This window comes from Massilia sp. HP4 (assembly GCF_005222695.1).
Classification (GTDB): Bacteria; Pseudomonadota; Gammaproteobacteria; order Burkholderiales; family Burkholderiaceae_D; genus Telluria.
Map to the genome: position 1 here is coordinate 45,254 of NZ_STGG01000069.1, position 15,567 is coordinate 60,820.

Genomic DNA, 15,567 nt, shown 5'->3' on the forward strand with positions numbered 1-15,567 from the left:
CCATGACCAGCCACTCTCTACCGTTCGGACCGGCCGCCGGCAGGCGCAGCGATCGCTTCACCGGCATTGTCCTTACCCTGGCGGTGCACCTGGCCTTGATATTGGCCTGGCAGGCGGCTGGCAAGCTACCTGCGATGCCCCAGGCAGGCAGCGACGAAGCCATGCAATGGCTGTTGCTGCCAGCCCTGGCGCCGCGCGCCGAGATCCCCGTGCCCGAACCGGAGAAGATAGTTCGGCGCCAGCCCGGCCCTGCGCCAGTGCGCGCCCACCGCAGTGACCCGGTTCCGGCGCCGACGGTGCAGGAAGCGCCGGCGCCAGCGCCAGCACCGCCAGTCGTGGACCAGCAGGCCGGGACCATGCCCGGCGCAGCCGACATCCTGGCCAATGCGCGGCGCAGCGTGGGCGAGATCGACCGCGCCCTGCGCAAGGAAAACCGGCCCCTGATCGTCGCCCCGCCCGACAGCGCGCACATCCGCATGCGCGAGGGCATGGAACACGCGCGCGCCATGGCGCCGCCGCGCATGTGGGAAGCGCCCAAGGTCGAGGAACTGGTGAACAACACGGGCGACGGCGCGCGCCGCACGCGGGTCATCACCGGCAGGCGTACCTATTGCGTCACCGAGCGGGCGCCGACCACCAATGTCGAGATGATCGAGATGCATGGCAAGCAGCGCTTTACCAATTGCCCGACGCACGAGGAGCCGGCCAGGCAGCAGGTCTGGCGGACTGCACGCGACTAGACTTCCCCAGTAAGGCTGGCGATCGTTTCAAGGCTGGTTCGGGAAGTGTCCGCGCCAATCACATATCGCTAGCCTGGCAATCTTCATGTCCGCTACGACGGCATTAGCCTTGCCAAGGCCAGAGATGCTTGAGGGGACGGTCAGGATCGAGATTTAGTTGGCTATTAGATATCGAGAGTCACGTTAGATGTTCTCGAATTTCTCCATCATTGATAGATGAGACTACTCCTTTACAAGCCGGTTGACCTGTATTATGATCTTACTCATTAATCAAGGAGAGTTTAATGAAGGTATCTATTGAGCTGGATGACGCATTGCTTGCCAGGGCACTCAGCAACTGCGTTGAGCGAAAAGTTGAGTTTGAGGCGTTCATCGCAGCAGCTATCCGCGAGGCACTGGACGATCCCGAAGTGAGCGATGCAGAAGACGTTGACATCACTGGCGCGGTGGCTCGAACTGTCGCGTTCGCTAGCGAATTGGCGCCCGGCAGTGAATTTCACATCGATGACGTTTGCCCGCCGAGTGACTGGACCGCTCTTAATAGCGGCGAACGCAAGATCTTTGGCAAAGCGTTTCGTAAAGCGGTAGAGGGAAGCCTTCCGGCTGTTGCCGTCCACGTCGGACGGACGAGCGGGAATAAAGCAATCTATCGGCGCGTCTAATTAAATTCTTGTGGCCTAACCAATCGGGAAACACAATGCCAACAACTAGCGAAGATCAAAAGAAAAAGGAAGTTCTTGCTTATTTAAACGAAATGGTTTTCAGCCCCATTCTGGTCTCTGATCGGGCATCCCCGGCGCTCAAAGCTGGAATACGCACGACGGTATCGCGCATGAGTAGCCGCGATGCTGCCGGGGTTGTCCAATATTTCTGGTCGGCGGTGATCGGAACCGACAGAAGTGTCGTGTTTGCGCGCCAGATGCGCGAAGAGGGATTCAACCGCTTCGAAGAAATCATTGAACCATTCCGTGAGCGTTTCAATGACAAATGGCTTCGTAGCTAGTGCCCGCTGAGATGGTGCTCGTCTGCACGCCGCAGCCACAAGCTGCTGGCCCAGCCCTCGACGTCCTTTCCCTCGACCTTGGCGCGCACCTGCCACCAGTCGCCGTCGCGCAAGCCGGTCGCTTCGACCCGCGCGCCGGCCGGCACCACCAGCAGGCGTGCGGCGCCGACGCCGCCAGCCACGCGCAGGTTGAGCGCGTCGTGCACGCGGTAGCGCGCGCCCGGGACCGGCAGGTCGATGCCAGTCTCTTCCTGCGCCTGCGCCTGCGCGGACGCCAGCTGCTGCGCAACCGGAGCCACGGCGGGGCTGGCGAACATGGCCAGCAACAGCGTGCCGCCGGCCGCCGTGCCCAACCCCAGCACGCCCAGCGCCCGCGCATTCGGCCGGCGCCACCAGGCGCGCGGGGTCAGCCAGGCGCTGGCGCACAGGGTCAGCACCAGGGCCGTGCCGTAGGCGGCTGCGTGAGTCGTGGAGACCATCGCCGACCTCAGGCGTCGAAGCGCAGCACGTAGTGGCCCGCCACCAGGTGATGGCCGGACGGGATCACATAGGGCTGTTCCTGCGTCGCGGTCTCGATCTGGGCGACCAGGGCCAGGTGCTCGTCGAGGTGGTACAGCGCCTGGGTCGGCGACAGGCGCGCAACGCGCAGGCCGTCGCTCGAGGCTTCCCAGCTGAAGGCATTGCGCGACAGGCCGAGGCGGTCGGCGCTGGCGGCTGGCGCGCCGTCTCCCTGGCGCACGAACTGCGGCGTGTCGAGCACGCGCAGCGTGCCCAGCGACGGCATGCCGCGCCCGAAGGTCAGGCGGGTGCCCGATGCCGCCGGCTGCGATGGCCCTTGCGGCAGCATCAGCAGCGCGCTGTAGCGCTCGGCCAACTGCTGGCGCACCGCCAGCAGGCGGATGCTGGCATTGTCGAGCGGAGAGAATTGCGACGGCACGGCGATGCGCTGGCGTCCGGCCGGGGTGATCGCATGCAGCTCGTCGGCCTCGTCGACCGCGAACTGGATGATGCTGTCCTTGCCCGGCGCGCACGGCAGCAACTGGGCGTCCAGGCCGACTTCCATGGCCTGGGCGCCGGTCTCGCGGTAGCGGCTCAGGCGCGGCAGGGCCAGCGCGGCCAGCGTGATGCGGTGGCGCGCCACCGGCGCATAGGTGGCGTCGAGCTCGGGCGCCGGCGCCGGCTTGGCCCTTGCTTCCGGCGCGGCCAGCGGCATCGCGGTCAGGTCGGCGGCGGGCGGCGTGACGGTGCGGCTCTTCCAGACGGCCGGGCTGCGCTGCGGCGGAGCGCTCGGCGCGACGGGGGTGGCGCCCGGCGCCGGCTGCGGGCGGGCGGCGGCGCCGGCGCGGCTGATCTTGAGCAGCAGGCGCTGGGCGCTGGCGCCCTTGCCGCGCAAGACGTAATAGCCATTGGCGGCGTCGAAGCGGCAGTCGAAACTGTCCTTGGGCCGCACCTGCAGTTCGAGCGGGGCGTCCGGACCGTCGTTTACCAGCAGCAGGCCGCCGTCCGGGCCGAATGGCCAGCCGGGCACCGCGAAGGTGGCGTTGGCCGCGTCCAGGCCGACCAGGGTCAGGCGCTGGTTCGGATAGACCGCGCATACCGGCTGCCAGATGGCGCTGTCGCGCGAGGCGGTCACCGTGTACTGGACCTGCTCGCCCGGCGCCGGCAAGTACACGGCGTGGCCGAACTTGACTTCCACTTCGCCCGGATCGAGGTCGTCGCTGCCCAGCACGTGGTAGCGCACTTCGTCGCCGCCGAGCAGGTCGCCGAAATCCTTCTGGTGCAGGGCGGCCAGCGACTGCGCGAGGTCGCGCACGCGGGCGCCGCGGGTCAGGTGGCGGTCGTCGTCGACCTCGTCCTGCGGCAGCACCAGGGTCACGTGCGAGAAGCAGCGGGTGGCGGCGCGGCCGCGCTGCTCGCGCGGGGAGCGCTCGAGCAGGTCGCGCAGCAGCGGACGGCGCGCGAACAGCGCAAGGCCAGGCGCCTGCCACAGGGCGTCGGCATTGAACACATCCTGGACCTTGCCTAGGACTTCGTGTTGGACGTAAACCGGCATGATTGACTCTCCTCGTTGAATTGGGTGCTCGCCATGCCGAACGCTAGCAGGGGGCAGATGAAAAACAGCAGGTGCGAGCCGCCCGCGGACAGGAAGCTCATGGGCTGGCCCATGATCGGGAACATGGCGAGATTGGTGCCCCACGACAGCAGCAGGTGACCGGCGACGAAGGCGGCGCCGCCGCACAGGGCGAAGCACTGGAAGCGGCCGACCCAGGCGCGCCGGAAATCCTTGGCGCCGTTCGCGCCGCGCCAGGCGCCGGCGGCGGCGCGCAGCAGCGCGGCCAGGAACAGCGCCTGCAGCGTCCACAGGGCCAGGCCAGCCGCCAGGCCGTGGCGGTGCAGCAGGAAGGATGGCGCGAAGTCGTCCTGGATCGCGGGGATGGCGAGCGCTTCGCCGGCCGCGCCGCCCAAGGCCGCCATGCCCAGCAAGCCGTCGGCGCCGAGCCAGCCGCCCTGGGCGATGGCACGCGAACCGAGCAGCATCTGCTGGCCGGTATGCGGGTGGATGGTCGGTTCGCTCCACACCTGGAAGCGCTCGGGATAGAAGCCGAAGGCGCCCAGCAGGTCGCCGCCGGCGCGCATCGTCACGCCGCCCGCCGCCAGCAGGCAAGCCGCCACCAGGACCGAGGCCCATGCCGCGCGCCGTCCGCGGCTGGCGCACCAGGCCAGCAGCATCGCGCCGCTCCACACCAGCAGCAGTACCAGCGGAGAGTAGTCGTCGACCCGCACCAGGGCCGCCGCGAGCAGGAACACGAACAGCAGCACCGGCGCCGCCATGCGCAGCCAGAAGCGCCAGTCGCGCCGGGTTTCCCGGCCATGGGCGGCGCCGCCGGCGGCCAGCGCCAGGCAGTGGGCGCTCAGCGCGGCCAGCGCGAACTTGGCGAATTCGAAGGGCTGGATGTCGAACACGCCAGTTTCGTTGCCGAAGCAGACCTGCAGCAGCAGGCCACCCAGCGCGAGCGCAGCGAACAGCAGCAGGATCCGCTCGGTGACCGGGCGCGATACGGCGCCGCGGGCGAAGCAGGACAGCAACAGCAGGGCGCCCGGCAGGCCGATGCCCAGCAGCGCGGTCGTGTTCTGGAAGTGGCGCAGCCAGGCGGTGTCGCTCGCCCCCAGCCCCATCTCGAGCTGCACCAGCAGGCCGGCGCCGAGCAGCAGCACGGCGACCGACGGCAGCAGGGAAGTTCGGCGCGGATACAGCAGGGTAAGCCAGAGCGTGGCGCATCCCAGCAGCAGCGAGATGGCGGCGCCGGGCGCGCCGGCCGTGCGCTGCGTGACCAGCAGCAGCATGGCGCATGACGCCAGCACGGCCGCCGCGAAGGGGCGCACGAGATCCTGGCGCACGCCGTGCTGGCGCAGTCGGAGGACGACGAAGGCCAGTGCCGTCAGCAGCACGGCCAGCGCGGCGGCCCAGGCCAGCGGCGGCGGGACGGGCAGGGCGAGCAGGTCGCGCCGCTCCCAGCGCCACGCTACCGAGGCGGGCAACCCGTTCGAGGGCGCGGCCGACAGGGCGACCTGGCGCGATGGCGTCAGGCGCAGGGTGGCGCCGTCTTGCGCGAGACTGAACACGGTGCGGCCGACGGCGAGGGCGTCTACGCCGGCCAGCGGCAGTTCGCGCTGGGCCGCGTCTTGCCAGCGGGCGCCGTTCGCAACCAGCACCGGCTGGGCGCCGCGCGCCGACAGGGCGATGCTGCCGTCGGCCTGGCGTAATAACAGGGCGTTGCCCGGCTCGATCGCGGCGGCGGCGAGGCGGTTGCCGCAATAGAGCAGGCCGCCCAGGCTCAGGGGACGGGCCAGGCTCGCGGCCCGCGGCAGCCAGCGGTTCCAGGCGGCCACCGCGCGTGCCGATAGGGACGTATCCGGGCAGGCCGGCTGCGGCTGGCCGTCGCGCAGCACGGTGGCGCCGTCGTAGTCCCAGGCCTGCTCGCCGTCGTCCAGCGTGACGCGGCCGCCGTCGGCCGCGACCACCTGCAATTGCAGCGCGCCGGCCTGGATTCGCTGGCCGGCCGCGAGCGGCAGGTCGCTGCTGCGCTGGCGCTCGTCGCCACGGCGCAGCACGACTGGCTGCTGCGGCTCGGCGTTGCGCAGCAGCCAGTCGCCATCGAGGTCGCGGCGCAGCACCAGCTGGCGCGGGGCGGCGCGCGGCGCGCCCAGTTCCTGGCGGCCCAGCATGATCGATTCGCCGGGGCGCAAGGTCACGGCAATCTCGCCCGGCGACCAGGCGGCCGGCGCCTTCATCAGGGCCAGCCACTGCACGGCGCACAGCAACGCGAGCAGGCTCCAGGCGAGGCCGGCGCTGAACGACGGGCGCTTCATGCCGCGCTCCGCAAGGGCACGGCGTCCAGGGCGGCGGCCGTATCGGCCAGCCCGCGGCTGATGTCGAGCGCATGGCGCGGACGGTCGGCGGGGCGTTCGGCCACCAGGGCGCGCAGCAGCGCGAGGCCGGGCGCCGCGGCCGGGCCGAGGCGGCTGGCGAACAGTGCAGCTTCGTCCGGTTGCAGCACGGGTGGAGGCGACTGGCGTTCGTCCAGCAGGCTGGCCGCGGCGTCGCGGCCGTGGGACTGCCAGGCCTGGCCGCAGGCGCTGCTATAGCGCAGCAGGCGGCCGCAGGCCAGGTAATAGAGCAGGGCGCCGAGGGCGAAGTAATCGGTGCGCGCCTCGGTGGCATAGCCGCCGGCGTCGGGGAAGAACTGCTCTGGCGCCTGCCAGTTGGCGGTGCCGGCGTAGGTGTGGGCGCGCAGGTCGTCGAGGCGGCGGTTGGTGCCGAAGTCGGCCAGCTTGACGCTGTCGCTCGGCGCGTCGAGCAGCAGGTTGCCGGGTTTCAGGTCGAGGTAGCGCCAGCCGCTGGCATGGACCTTCGCCAGCGCCTGGTTGACCTGGCCGATCCAGGCCAGGGCGCGCTGCGGGGCGATCGTGCGTCCATGCGCCGCCTCGCGGTTCAGGTAGGCGGCCAGGTCGCCATCGAGCAGCTCGAGCGCCATCGCCGGCATGCCGGCATGTTCGCCGCTGTCGAGCAGGCGCACGATGTGGCGGCCGTCCCAGGGGGCCAGGCCGCGCAGGAAGGCGATCTCGGTGCTGGCGCTGGCCAGCCAGCGCGCGCGCAGGGCAGATGGGGCGCGCTCCATCTGCTCGAGGTTGACCAGCTTGAGGGCAACGCAGCCGTTGGCGTGCAGGCTGTCCGCGCGCCAGACGACGCCATAGGCCGAACCGGCCAGCGCCTCGCGCAAGCGGTACTGGCCGCCGGCCAGCGAAATGACGGTGCCTGCTTCGTACATGGTGTCCCCCGAACCTGGCGCATGGCGCCGATGCGGGGAACTAGCGGAGGGAAGGCGAAAAAAAGCCGCGCAGTGCGCGGCTTGTCCGATCAGCGGTAGTGGCCGTGGCCGCGGCGGTCGTCGCGATCCCAGCGATCGCGACGGTCATGGCGGTCATGCCGATCCCAGCCGCGTCCGCGATGCTCGACGTAGACCGGGCGCGGTTGCACGTAGACCGGACGCGATTCCACGTACACCGGACGTGGCTGCACATAGACCGGCCGCTGTTGCACATACACGGGACGCGGCTGCACGTAGACCGGCTGCGACTGGTAATAGTTGTTGTGATGACCGTAGTGACGGCGGTCGTCGCGGGTATTGATGGAGTTGCCCACCGCCGCGCCGATCACGCCGCCGGCGACGGCGCCGCCGGTGCCGCCGACCGTGTGGCCGACGACGGCGCCGAGCACCGCGCCAACAGCCGTGTTCGTACCACGATCACCGGCCATTGCCGCCGGCGATACCGCGACAGCGGCCAGCAGCACAGCACCAAGCGTTGTCGATTTCAACATGGTTTTTCCTCGTACCCTGGCGAAGATCGGGATGATCACTGCGACACCGGGTATGGAACGTACTATATTCCCGGCGCCGAATTGTGCCATTGGTTAATACAGATTCTTACAACTGCATCTCAGCCGGTAACATTCCATCTTGCAAGCGGCCTCGGGCGCCCCATCTAGGCTCGACCATCAGAATACAAGCCCTACCATGCGCCTGAGAAGTAGCTTCGTCGTCGTCCTCTTCGTTCTTTCAAACTTACGCAAAGTTAACCATAGTCAACTTTCCTGTTGAATTCCTGCTTCACCGGAGACGGTTACACCTGACGATGTACATGCCAGGCCAGTGCCTTCTCCTCCACAGGCAGGGACGGTGGAACTCACCGCCAACAACTTTACCTGCAACCAGATGCAGCCGCAGATAATTGTAAGAGGGCCAGAACAGAAGATAGTTCCCGGCGATCGCCTATGGTAGCGCGCTCTCCGTGCCAATCGTGGCGCTAGCCGTGACCGTGGTCGGCTATGTGAATGCACGGCGGGTGGCGGGGGTGGTCAGGGTCGATGTGCCGATTCGCGACCTGCCGGCCGAGCTCGACGGCTATGCCATCGCCCAGTTCTCGGACATCCACGTCGGCCCCACCATCAAGCGGGCCTACCTGAGCGCCATCGTCGACAAGGTCAACGGGCTCGGCGCGGATGCGATCGCCGTCACCGGCGACCTGGTGGACGGCAGCGTGCAGCGCCTGGCCATGCATACCGAACCGCTGGCGCGCCTGAAGGGGAACGATGGCGTGTTCTTCGTCACCGGCAACCACGAATATTATTCAGGCGCGCTGGAGTGGATCGCCGAGGTGCGACGCCTGGGCCTGACGGTACTGATGAACGAGCACGTGGTGCGCCGGCGCGGCAATGCCGCCCTCATCATCGCCGGCGTGGCCGACTATACCGCTCACCACTTTCATCCAGAACACAAGAGCGACCCGCAGCGCGCCGTGCGTGGCGCCCCGCCCGACGTCGGGGCCAGGGTCTTGCTGGCCCACCAGCCGCGCAGCGCACCCGAGGCCGCCGCTGCCGGCTTCGACCTGCAATTGTCGGGCCACACCCATGGCGGCCAATTCTTCCCATGGAACCTGTTCGTGCCGCTGCAACAGTCTTTTGCCGCCGGACTCAACCGGGTGCGCGATATGTGGGTCTACACCAGCCGCGGAACCGGTTACTGGGGCCCGCCAAAGCGCTTCGGTGCGCCGTCCGAAATCACCCTGGTGCGCCTGGTGCGGGCCTGAGCAGGGCGTCCAGCCAACGATATTCGCATGTACGTACGGCAAGAAAATAGCAGCGGGAAGTTGCCGGATGCGCTATTGTTTGAATCCTTTCGACACAGTCAGGATTCCCCGTATGAAACGTAGTCTCCGCCATCTCCCTGTCATGGGCGTCATCGCCGCCGCGCTGCTGAGCTTTCCGGCCCTGGCCGCCAGCCCCGGCAACGATCCCGCCGCGCTCGCCAAGATCCGCGACACGGCCATGAGCAGCGACTACGCCTGGCAGCGCACCGAAGACATGACCGACCTGATCGGTCCACGCCTGTCCGGTTCGCCGGGCGCGGCGGCGGCGGTGACCCAGGTGGCGGACGCCATGCGCAAGCTGGGCGCCAAGGTGACCTTGCAGCCAGTGAAAGTGCCGCACTGGGTGCGCGGCATCGAGACCGGAGAATTGGTCGAGTACACCGGCCGTCCGCAGGGCGTGACCCAGCGCGTGGTGCTGGCGGCGCTGGGCGGTTCGGGAGCGACCCCGGCCGAGGGCCTGGTTGCCCCGGTGCTGGTCTTGAAAAGCTTTGAAGAACTGAAGACCCGCGCCGCGGAAGTAAAAGGCAAGATTGTCCTGTTCGACGTGGCCTTCGACCAGCACATGGCCGACCGCGGCCTGGCCGGCCATGCTTATGGGCAGGGCTCGGCCTATCGCCGCAACGGCCCCCGCATGGCGGCCGAGCTCGGCGCAGTCGGCGCGCTGGTGCGTTCGGTCGGCGGCGCGGCTTATCGCCTGCCGCATACGGGCTCGTCGGGCTTGCTCGAGAATGCACGCATCCCGGCCGCCGCCGTGACGGCGGAGGATGCGATGCTGATGGCGCGCCTGGCCAAGCGTGGCCCGCTGAGCATGAAGCTGGTGCTGACCCCGCAAAACCTGCCCGACGCCGACAGCTTCAATGTGATCGCCGACTTGCCAGGCACCGAGAAGCCGGACGAGATCGTGATCGTCTCGGGCCACCTCGATTCCTGGGACCTGTCGCCGGGCGCCCACGACGATGCCGCGGCCGTCGCCAGCGCGATGGCCGTGCTCGACGTGCTCAATAAGCTCGACTACAAGCCGCGCCGCACCATTCGTTTCATCGCCTGGATGAATGAAGAGAACGGCCAGCGCGGCGCGAGCACCTACCTGGCCGCCGAACAGGCCAACGCGGGCAAGCACTTCGGCGCCATCGAAAGCGACAACGGTGTCGGCCGTCCCTTCGGCCTGCGCGCCAGCGTGACGCCGCAGTCGGTCAAGCTGTTCGCGCCGCTGCAAGCGGCCCTGCAGCCGATCGGCGCCAATGTGTTCCAGCGCCAGGACGTACTGGCCACCGGCGACCTGGCCGGCCTGGAACGCGCAGGCGTGCCGAGCTTTGCGCCGATCGTCGACACCTCGAGCTATTTCGACTACCACCACACGCCGGCCGACACCCTCGACAAGGTCGATCCCGAGATCTTGCGCCGCCATGTGGCGCTGATGACGGCGACCGCCTGGTACCTGGCCAATATGGAACAGGAGATCGGCCGCTCCAGCGTGCCGAAGCCCTGATTGCTCGCGGTGGGTGGCGGCCGTGCTCAGACCGCCGTGTTGATGCGCCGTATCGCCCGCGCGTGGCCGCGGTAGGGCCTGCCATAGATGGTCTGGATGCCGCTGGCAAAGTTCTGGCCCCAGACCAGCTGCGCGCGGGTGGCGTGCGGCTCGCTCGACCAATACCAGTTGCGCTCGAACGATTCGCGCAGGTTCGCGAACAGCAGGGCCAGTTCGCGCCGCGTGGGCAGCGCGCCCCCATGGCCGTTGGCCCAGTCGACGGCTGTCGGCCAGCTGACATCGGCTGAATCGCCTGGCAGCAGGACCAAGTGGTAGTCGGGTTCGTCCTTGCCCAAGATGAGGCCGGCGTATTCTTCGCCATCTTGCAGCATTCCCCGAATTTGCATGTATTCGCCCATTGAAATCACCTCGCGTTAAGTAGCAGGGGTAAGACTGCCGAGCGCGACGTTTGGTTTCGTTCGCGATTCGATCTAGATCATGCCGGCGTTTGATTTCTACAGGGAATGTTTTTTGGAGCTTTGATATCACGTGGAAATATTTCTGCAAATGATTTGAACTTAGGAAGTTTCCTTCACTCAAAAGGTTTCATTGATTATTTGAGGTAAGGAACCCCGATGAAAAAAACCGCCACCTTCGCTTCGTCATTCCTTGTCAAGGCCGCGCTGTGCTGCAGCGTCGCCGTCCTGCTCACCGCCTGCGGCGGCACCACCGACGATCTCGACAGCCAGCAATCGCTCGCTGCCATGACGGCCAGCGCGACCATGGAAGCAACGAGCGGCGGGGCCACGGGTGCGGTCGACGCCGGGCCGGAGGCGCCGGCATCCATCGTGCACGAAACCGCCACGCCCGACGCTGCCGCGCAGGCAAGCGATAGCGTGGCCGCAACGGCCGCGCCCGCCACCGCGCCGATGCCGGCGGACACTGGCCTGGCCAGCGGCGGGGCCGCCAACCCGGGCAGCCCGGCCGCAGGCAGCGGCGCCCCGGCCTCGGCCGAATTCAATCTCAGTGGTTACCAGGAAGCTCCTGCAGTCTCGTCATCCGACGCCACCACCCAGGGTAAGGCGTCCAGCGCCGACGGCCAGCAAGCCATCCAGCTACCTGCCGCGTAAGCACGCTTCATTCTTTACTGCGCCTGCCGGCGGCAAGCGCATCCACGGGCCCAGATGCTCGCCCAGGGCGCTGCAATCAGCGGTATGCCGTAAGACCACCCCCGTGAACCACGATGCTCGACGCAGCCCTCATCGTTTGCGGTGGCCGCAACGGCCCATTCTTCGCGCGTGCCGCAGGGCGCGCTCCCGCATCCTTGGCGGGTATGGAACTGCTGGGTATTCCGTTTCTATAGATGCATTCATCTGAAAATAATGATGCTCGCAGAAAAAATTTCCCAAAACAAGTTGAACTTAGGAAGTTTCCAGCGCTCAAAGGGTTACATTGTTTAATTGGAGTAAGACCCACATGCAAGCCTTCGCACCCTTCGCTTCGACCCGTACCGGCCTGACCCGTACCGCTGCTGCTGTCGTCCTGCTGGCTGCCGCCATCTCGGCCAACGCCGCCACGATCCCGACCACCCCGAACAATTTCTACGTCTCGCCAACCGGCTCGGACACCGCCGCCGGCACCAAGGCCGCACCGTTCAAGACCCTGGCCCGCGCCGCCAAGGCCGCGACCAAGGCCGGCACCACCGTCTTCGTGACCCCAGGCACGTATGCGGGCGGCTTCAAGACCACCGCCAACGGTACCGCCGCCAGCCGCATCTACTGGGTCTCGACCACCAAATGGGGCGCGAAGATCGTCCCTCCGGCAAGCTCGACCAATAACAGCGCCTGGGATAACCGCGGCAACTACATCAGCATCATCGGCTTCGACATCGACGGCAGCAAGCTCGGCAGCGGCACCAAATGGGTCCATGGCATCTATACCGGCGGTTCGTACAACGTCATCGAAGGCAACCACGTGCACCACATGGCCACGACCATCCCGTGCAATAGCGCGGGCGGTTCTGCGATCGGCGTGGACAGCTACTACAAGGGCGTCAAGGGCGACGTGATCGGCAACGTGGTCAACGATATCGGTCCGGCAGGCTGTACCTATGTCCAGGGCATCTATCACAGCACCTCGGGCACCATCAAGAACAACATCATCTACCGCGTCGGTTCTGCTGCGATCCACCTGTGGCATGACGCGACCGATGTGCAGATCGTCAACAACACGGTGAGCTCGTCGGTGTTCGGCATCATCGTCGGCGGTGGCGACTTCTACTTCACGAAAGCTGGCGCCAACAATGTCCAAGTGCACAACAACATCGTCTACGACAACAAGTATGGCATCTCGGAGCAGGGCACGACCGGCAAGGGCAACACCTACAAGAACAACCTGGTCACCAAGAACACGACCTACAACTTCCAGCTGCGTAATGGCCTGAAAGACAACGGCACCATCAGCTCGGAACCCCTGTTCGCCGGCTACTCGCGCACCGCTGCGCTGCCGGACTACAAGCTGACAACCAGCTCGCCGGCAGTCGGCCGCGGCCTGGCCACCTATGCCCCGGCCGCCGATATCGATGGCAAGGCACGCGGTGGCGCCGTCGACATGGGCGCCTACCAGCGCTAAGCACGGCCGATTACACCCTGCGCATGTACGAGCATGCGCACTCGGCGGACACCGCGCATGGAGCGCCGGCCCGCCTCCAGATAAACCAGCACGAACGTCCTCACGCGCCGCCTGACGACAGGCGAATTTCTGGCGAGTGTTTGATTTCTATGGGGAAATTCCCCTTAAAAATCTAATACTCCCAGAAAAAATTTCCTAAAAAAGTTGAACTTAGGAAGTTTCCGGCGCTCAAAGGGTTACATTATTTAATTAGGGTAAGACACATTCATGCACGCTTTCGCTACCTTCGCTTCGACCCGTACCAGCATCGCCCGCGCCGCTGGCGTTGTTGCCCTGCTGGCTGCCGCCATCTCGGCCAACGCTGCCACGATCCCGACCACCCCGAACAATTTCTATGTTTCGCCAACCGGCTCGGACACCGCTGCCGGCACCAAGGCCGCACCGTTCAAGACCCTGGCCCGCGCCGCCAAGGCCGCGACCAAGGCCGGCACCACCGTGTTTGTTGCGCCAGGCACGTATGCCGGTGGCTTCAAGACCACCGCCAGCGGCACCGCCGCCAGCCGCATCTACTGGGTCTCGACCACCAAGTGGGGCGCGAAGATCGTGCCACCTGCCAACTCGACCAACAAGACCGCCTGGGACAACCGCGGCAACTACGTCAGCATCATCGGTTTCGATGTCGATGGCAGCAAGATCGGCAAAGGCACCAAATGGGTGCTCGGCATCTATACCGGCGGTTCGTACAACGTCATCGAAGGTAACCACGTGCACCACATGGCGACCACCATCCCGTGCAACAGCGCCGGCGGTTCGGCGATCGGCGTGGACAGCTACTACAAGGGCGTCAAGGGCGACGTGATCGGCAACGTCGTGCACGATATCGGCCCGGCCGGCTGCACCTATGTCCAGGGCATCTATCACAGCACCTCGGGCACCATCAAGAACAACATTGTGTATCGCGTCGGTTCGGCCGCGATCCACCTGTGGCACGATGCGACCGACCTGCAGATCGTCAACAATACCGTGAGCTCGTCGGTGTTCGGCATCATCGTGGGCGGCGGCGACTTCTACTTTACAAAGGCGGGCGCCAACAACGTTCACGTGCACAACAATATCGTGTACGACAACAAGTACGGCATCTCGGAGCAGGGGACTACGGGTAAAGGCAATACCTACAAGAACAACCTGGTCACGAAGAACACGACCTATAACTTCCAGCTGCGCAATGGCCTGACCCATACCGGTACCATCAGCTCGGAACCGCTGTTCACCGGCTACTCGCGTACCGCCGCAAGCCCGAACTACAAGCTGACGACCAGCTCGCCAGCAGTCGGCCGCGGCCTGGCCACCTATGCGCCGAAGACCGACATCGACGGCAAGGCACGTGGCAGCGCCATCGACCTGGGCGCCTACCAGCGCTAAGCACCAAGCACCAGCAGTACCCGCAGTAACGACCCGGACCGAAGCCAGCCCCGGCCAGCCTCATCCGGCGTCACCCGCGCCAGCGCCAGCTGGCGATCTTGTGGACGGTGCATGCGCGCCGTCCGCTCCGACACATCAGGAGAAGCCCACGCCCCGCGTGGACCGCCGCGCCCTGCGCGTGGCCCCTCCATTGCCCGGTCTATTTCCGGACTAGAAGGAACCCTCAGATGCAAAGCAGCACCATGATCGCCTCGACCCTCCGCACCAACCTGACTGCAGCCGGCTTAGGCCGTGTCGCCGCGGCAGCCACCCTGCTGCTCGCCGCCACTGCATCGGCCCAGGCCGCTACTACCCCGCACAGCGCGGCGCCTGTCGCCAGCGCCACCGCGGTTGCCTCGGCCCAGGAACAAATCCGCCAGCTATACCTGACCCTGCTCGGCCGTGAGCCGGATGCGGCCGGCCTGCAGCACTGGGCGCAATTGGTCAGCCGCGGCTACAGCCTGGCGAACGTCGAAGCGCAGATCAAGAGCAGCCCCGAATACGCCAAGCGCAATCCGGGTCCTGTCACCAGCCCGGGCACGATCCCGGCCACGCCAAACAACTACTATGTGTCGCCGAACGGTTCGGACTCCGCCGCCGGAACCAAGGCTGCGCCGTTCAAGACCCTGGCGCGCGCCGCCCAGGTCGCCACCAAGGCCGGCACCACCGTGTTCGTGGCCCCAGGCACCTATGCCGGGGGCATCAAGACCACCGCCAGCGGTACGGCGAGCAACCGCATCTACTGGGTCTCGACCACCAAGTGGGGCGCGAAGATCGTGCCACCTGCCAACTCGACCAACAAGACGGCTTGGGACAACCGCGGCAACTATGTCAGCATCATCGGTTTCGATGTCGATGGCAGCAAGATCGGCAAGGGCACCAAATGGGTGCTCGGCATCTATACCGGCGGTTCGTACAACGTCATCGAAGGTAACCGCGTGCACCACATGGCGACCACCATCCCGTGCAACAGCGCCGGCGGTTCGGCGATCGGCGTGGACAGCTACTACAAGGGCGTCAAGGGCGACGTGATCGGCAACGTCGTGCACGATATC

14 protein-coding genes and 1 pseudogene are annotated in these 15,567 nt (G+C 66.5%); 9 read left to right on the forward strand and 6 right to left on the reverse strand.

All coding sequences use genetic code 11. The features are described from left to right. Positions 1 to 2 precede the first annotated feature (2 nt). The 3 genes from E8M83_RS24355 (at position 3) to E8M83_RS24365 (ending at position 1,743) form a co-directional block, all read left to right on the forward strand. On the forward strand, positions 3 to 740 hold the full coding sequence (locus E8M83_RS24355; protein ID WP_137175936.1) for a hypothetical protein: 738 nt from the start codon (positions 3 to 5) through the stop codon (positions 738 to 740). A 284-nt stretch (positions 741 to 1,024) separates the two neighbouring features. Next, positions 1,025 to 1,402, forward strand: a complete 378-nt coding sequence (locus tag E8M83_RS24360; RefSeq protein WP_137175937.1) for a DUF1413 domain-containing protein — start codon at positions 1,025 to 1,027, stop codon at positions 1,400 to 1,402. Between the two features lie 35 nt (positions 1,403 to 1,437). Next, entirely contained in the window at positions 1,438 to 1,743 is a 306-nt protein-coding gene (locus E8M83_RS24365; RefSeq protein WP_137175938.1) for a hypothetical protein, read from the forward strand. Here E8M83_RS24365 and E8M83_RS24370 read toward each other — a convergent pair. From E8M83_RS24370 to E8M83_RS24390, 5 genes are all read right to left on the reverse strand, one after another. After that, the gene (locus E8M83_RS24370; RefSeq protein ID WP_137175939.1) at positions 1,740 to 2,222 is read right to left on the reverse strand and encodes an SH3 domain-containing protein; all 483 of its coding nucleotides are present in this window, start codon (positions 2,220 to 2,222) and stop codon (positions 1,740 to 1,742) included. The genes E8M83_RS24365 and E8M83_RS24370 overlap by 4 nt on opposite strands. A gap of 8 nt (positions 2,223 to 2,230) precedes the next feature. After that, positions 2,231 to 3,796, reverse strand: coding sequence for a hypothetical protein (locus tag E8M83_RS24375; protein WP_137175940.1), 1,566 nt, complete (start codon positions 3,794 to 3,796; stop codon positions 2,231 to 2,233). Further along, positions 3,766 to 6,114 (reverse strand): FtsW/RodA/SpoVE family cell cycle protein, encoded by a 2,349-nt coding sequence (locus tag E8M83_RS24380; RefSeq protein ID WP_137175941.1) that lies wholly within the window; start codon positions 6,112 to 6,114, stop codon positions 3,766 to 3,768. Before E8M83_RS24380 ends, E8M83_RS24375 begins: the two co-directional genes overlap by 31 nt. Beyond that, positions 6,111 to 7,073, reverse strand: coding sequence for a protein kinase (locus E8M83_RS24385; RefSeq protein ID WP_137175942.1), 963 nt, complete (start codon positions 7,071 to 7,073; stop codon positions 6,111 to 6,113). Before E8M83_RS24385 ends, E8M83_RS24380 begins: the two co-directional genes overlap by 4 nt. A gap of 89 nt (positions 7,074 to 7,162) precedes the next feature. After that, entirely contained in the window at positions 7,163 to 7,624 is a 462-nt protein-coding gene (locus E8M83_RS24390; protein WP_137175943.1) for a hypothetical protein, read from the reverse strand. A 440-nt stretch (positions 7,625 to 8,064) separates the two neighbouring features. On the opposite strand from E8M83_RS24390, the pseudogene E8M83_RS24395 reads away from it, so the two are divergent. Next, positions 8,065 to 8,892: pseudogene (locus E8M83_RS24395) on the forward strand (metallophosphoesterase); the annotation flags it as partial. A 112-nt stretch (positions 8,893 to 9,004) separates the two neighbouring features. Then, complete coding sequence (locus tag E8M83_RS24400; protein WP_137175944.1) at positions 9,005 to 10,441, forward strand: M20/M25/M40 family metallo-hydrolase; 1,437 nt, start codon at positions 9,005 to 9,007, stop codon at positions 10,439 to 10,441. Positions 10,442 to 10,467: 26 nt separating this feature from the next. Here the strand turns inward: E8M83_RS24400 and E8M83_RS24405 are convergent, their stop codons facing one another. Then, positions 10,468 to 10,827 (reverse strand): DUF1566 domain-containing protein, encoded by a 360-nt coding sequence (locus tag E8M83_RS24405; RefSeq protein ID WP_229491879.1) that lies wholly within the window; start codon positions 10,825 to 10,827, stop codon positions 10,468 to 10,470. A 228-nt stretch (positions 10,828 to 11,055) separates the two neighbouring features. Between E8M83_RS24405 and E8M83_RS24410 the strand changes: the two genes are divergently transcribed. From E8M83_RS24410 to E8M83_RS24425, 4 genes are all read left to right on the forward strand, one after another. Continuing rightward, positions 11,056 to 11,550, forward strand: a complete 495-nt coding sequence (locus E8M83_RS24410) for a hypothetical protein (RefSeq protein WP_137175946.1) — start codon at positions 11,056 to 11,058, stop codon at positions 11,548 to 11,550. A gap of 346 nt (positions 11,551 to 11,896) precedes the next feature. Beyond that, on the forward strand, positions 11,897 to 13,051 hold the full coding sequence (locus tag E8M83_RS24415; RefSeq protein ID WP_137175947.1) for a right-handed parallel beta-helix repeat-containing protein: 1,155 nt from the start codon (positions 11,897 to 11,899) through the stop codon (positions 13,049 to 13,051). A 267-nt stretch (positions 13,052 to 13,318) separates the two neighbouring features. Further along, positions 13,319 to 14,473 (forward strand): right-handed parallel beta-helix repeat-containing protein, encoded by a 1,155-nt coding sequence (locus E8M83_RS24420; RefSeq protein ID WP_137175948.1) that lies wholly within the window; start codon positions 13,319 to 13,321, stop codon positions 14,471 to 14,473. A 227-nt stretch (positions 14,474 to 14,700) separates the two neighbouring features. Beyond that, positions 14,701 to 15,567 (forward strand): DUF4214 domain-containing protein (locus E8M83_RS24425; protein ID WP_137175949.1); only part of this gene is annotated, 867 nt, incomplete at its 3' end.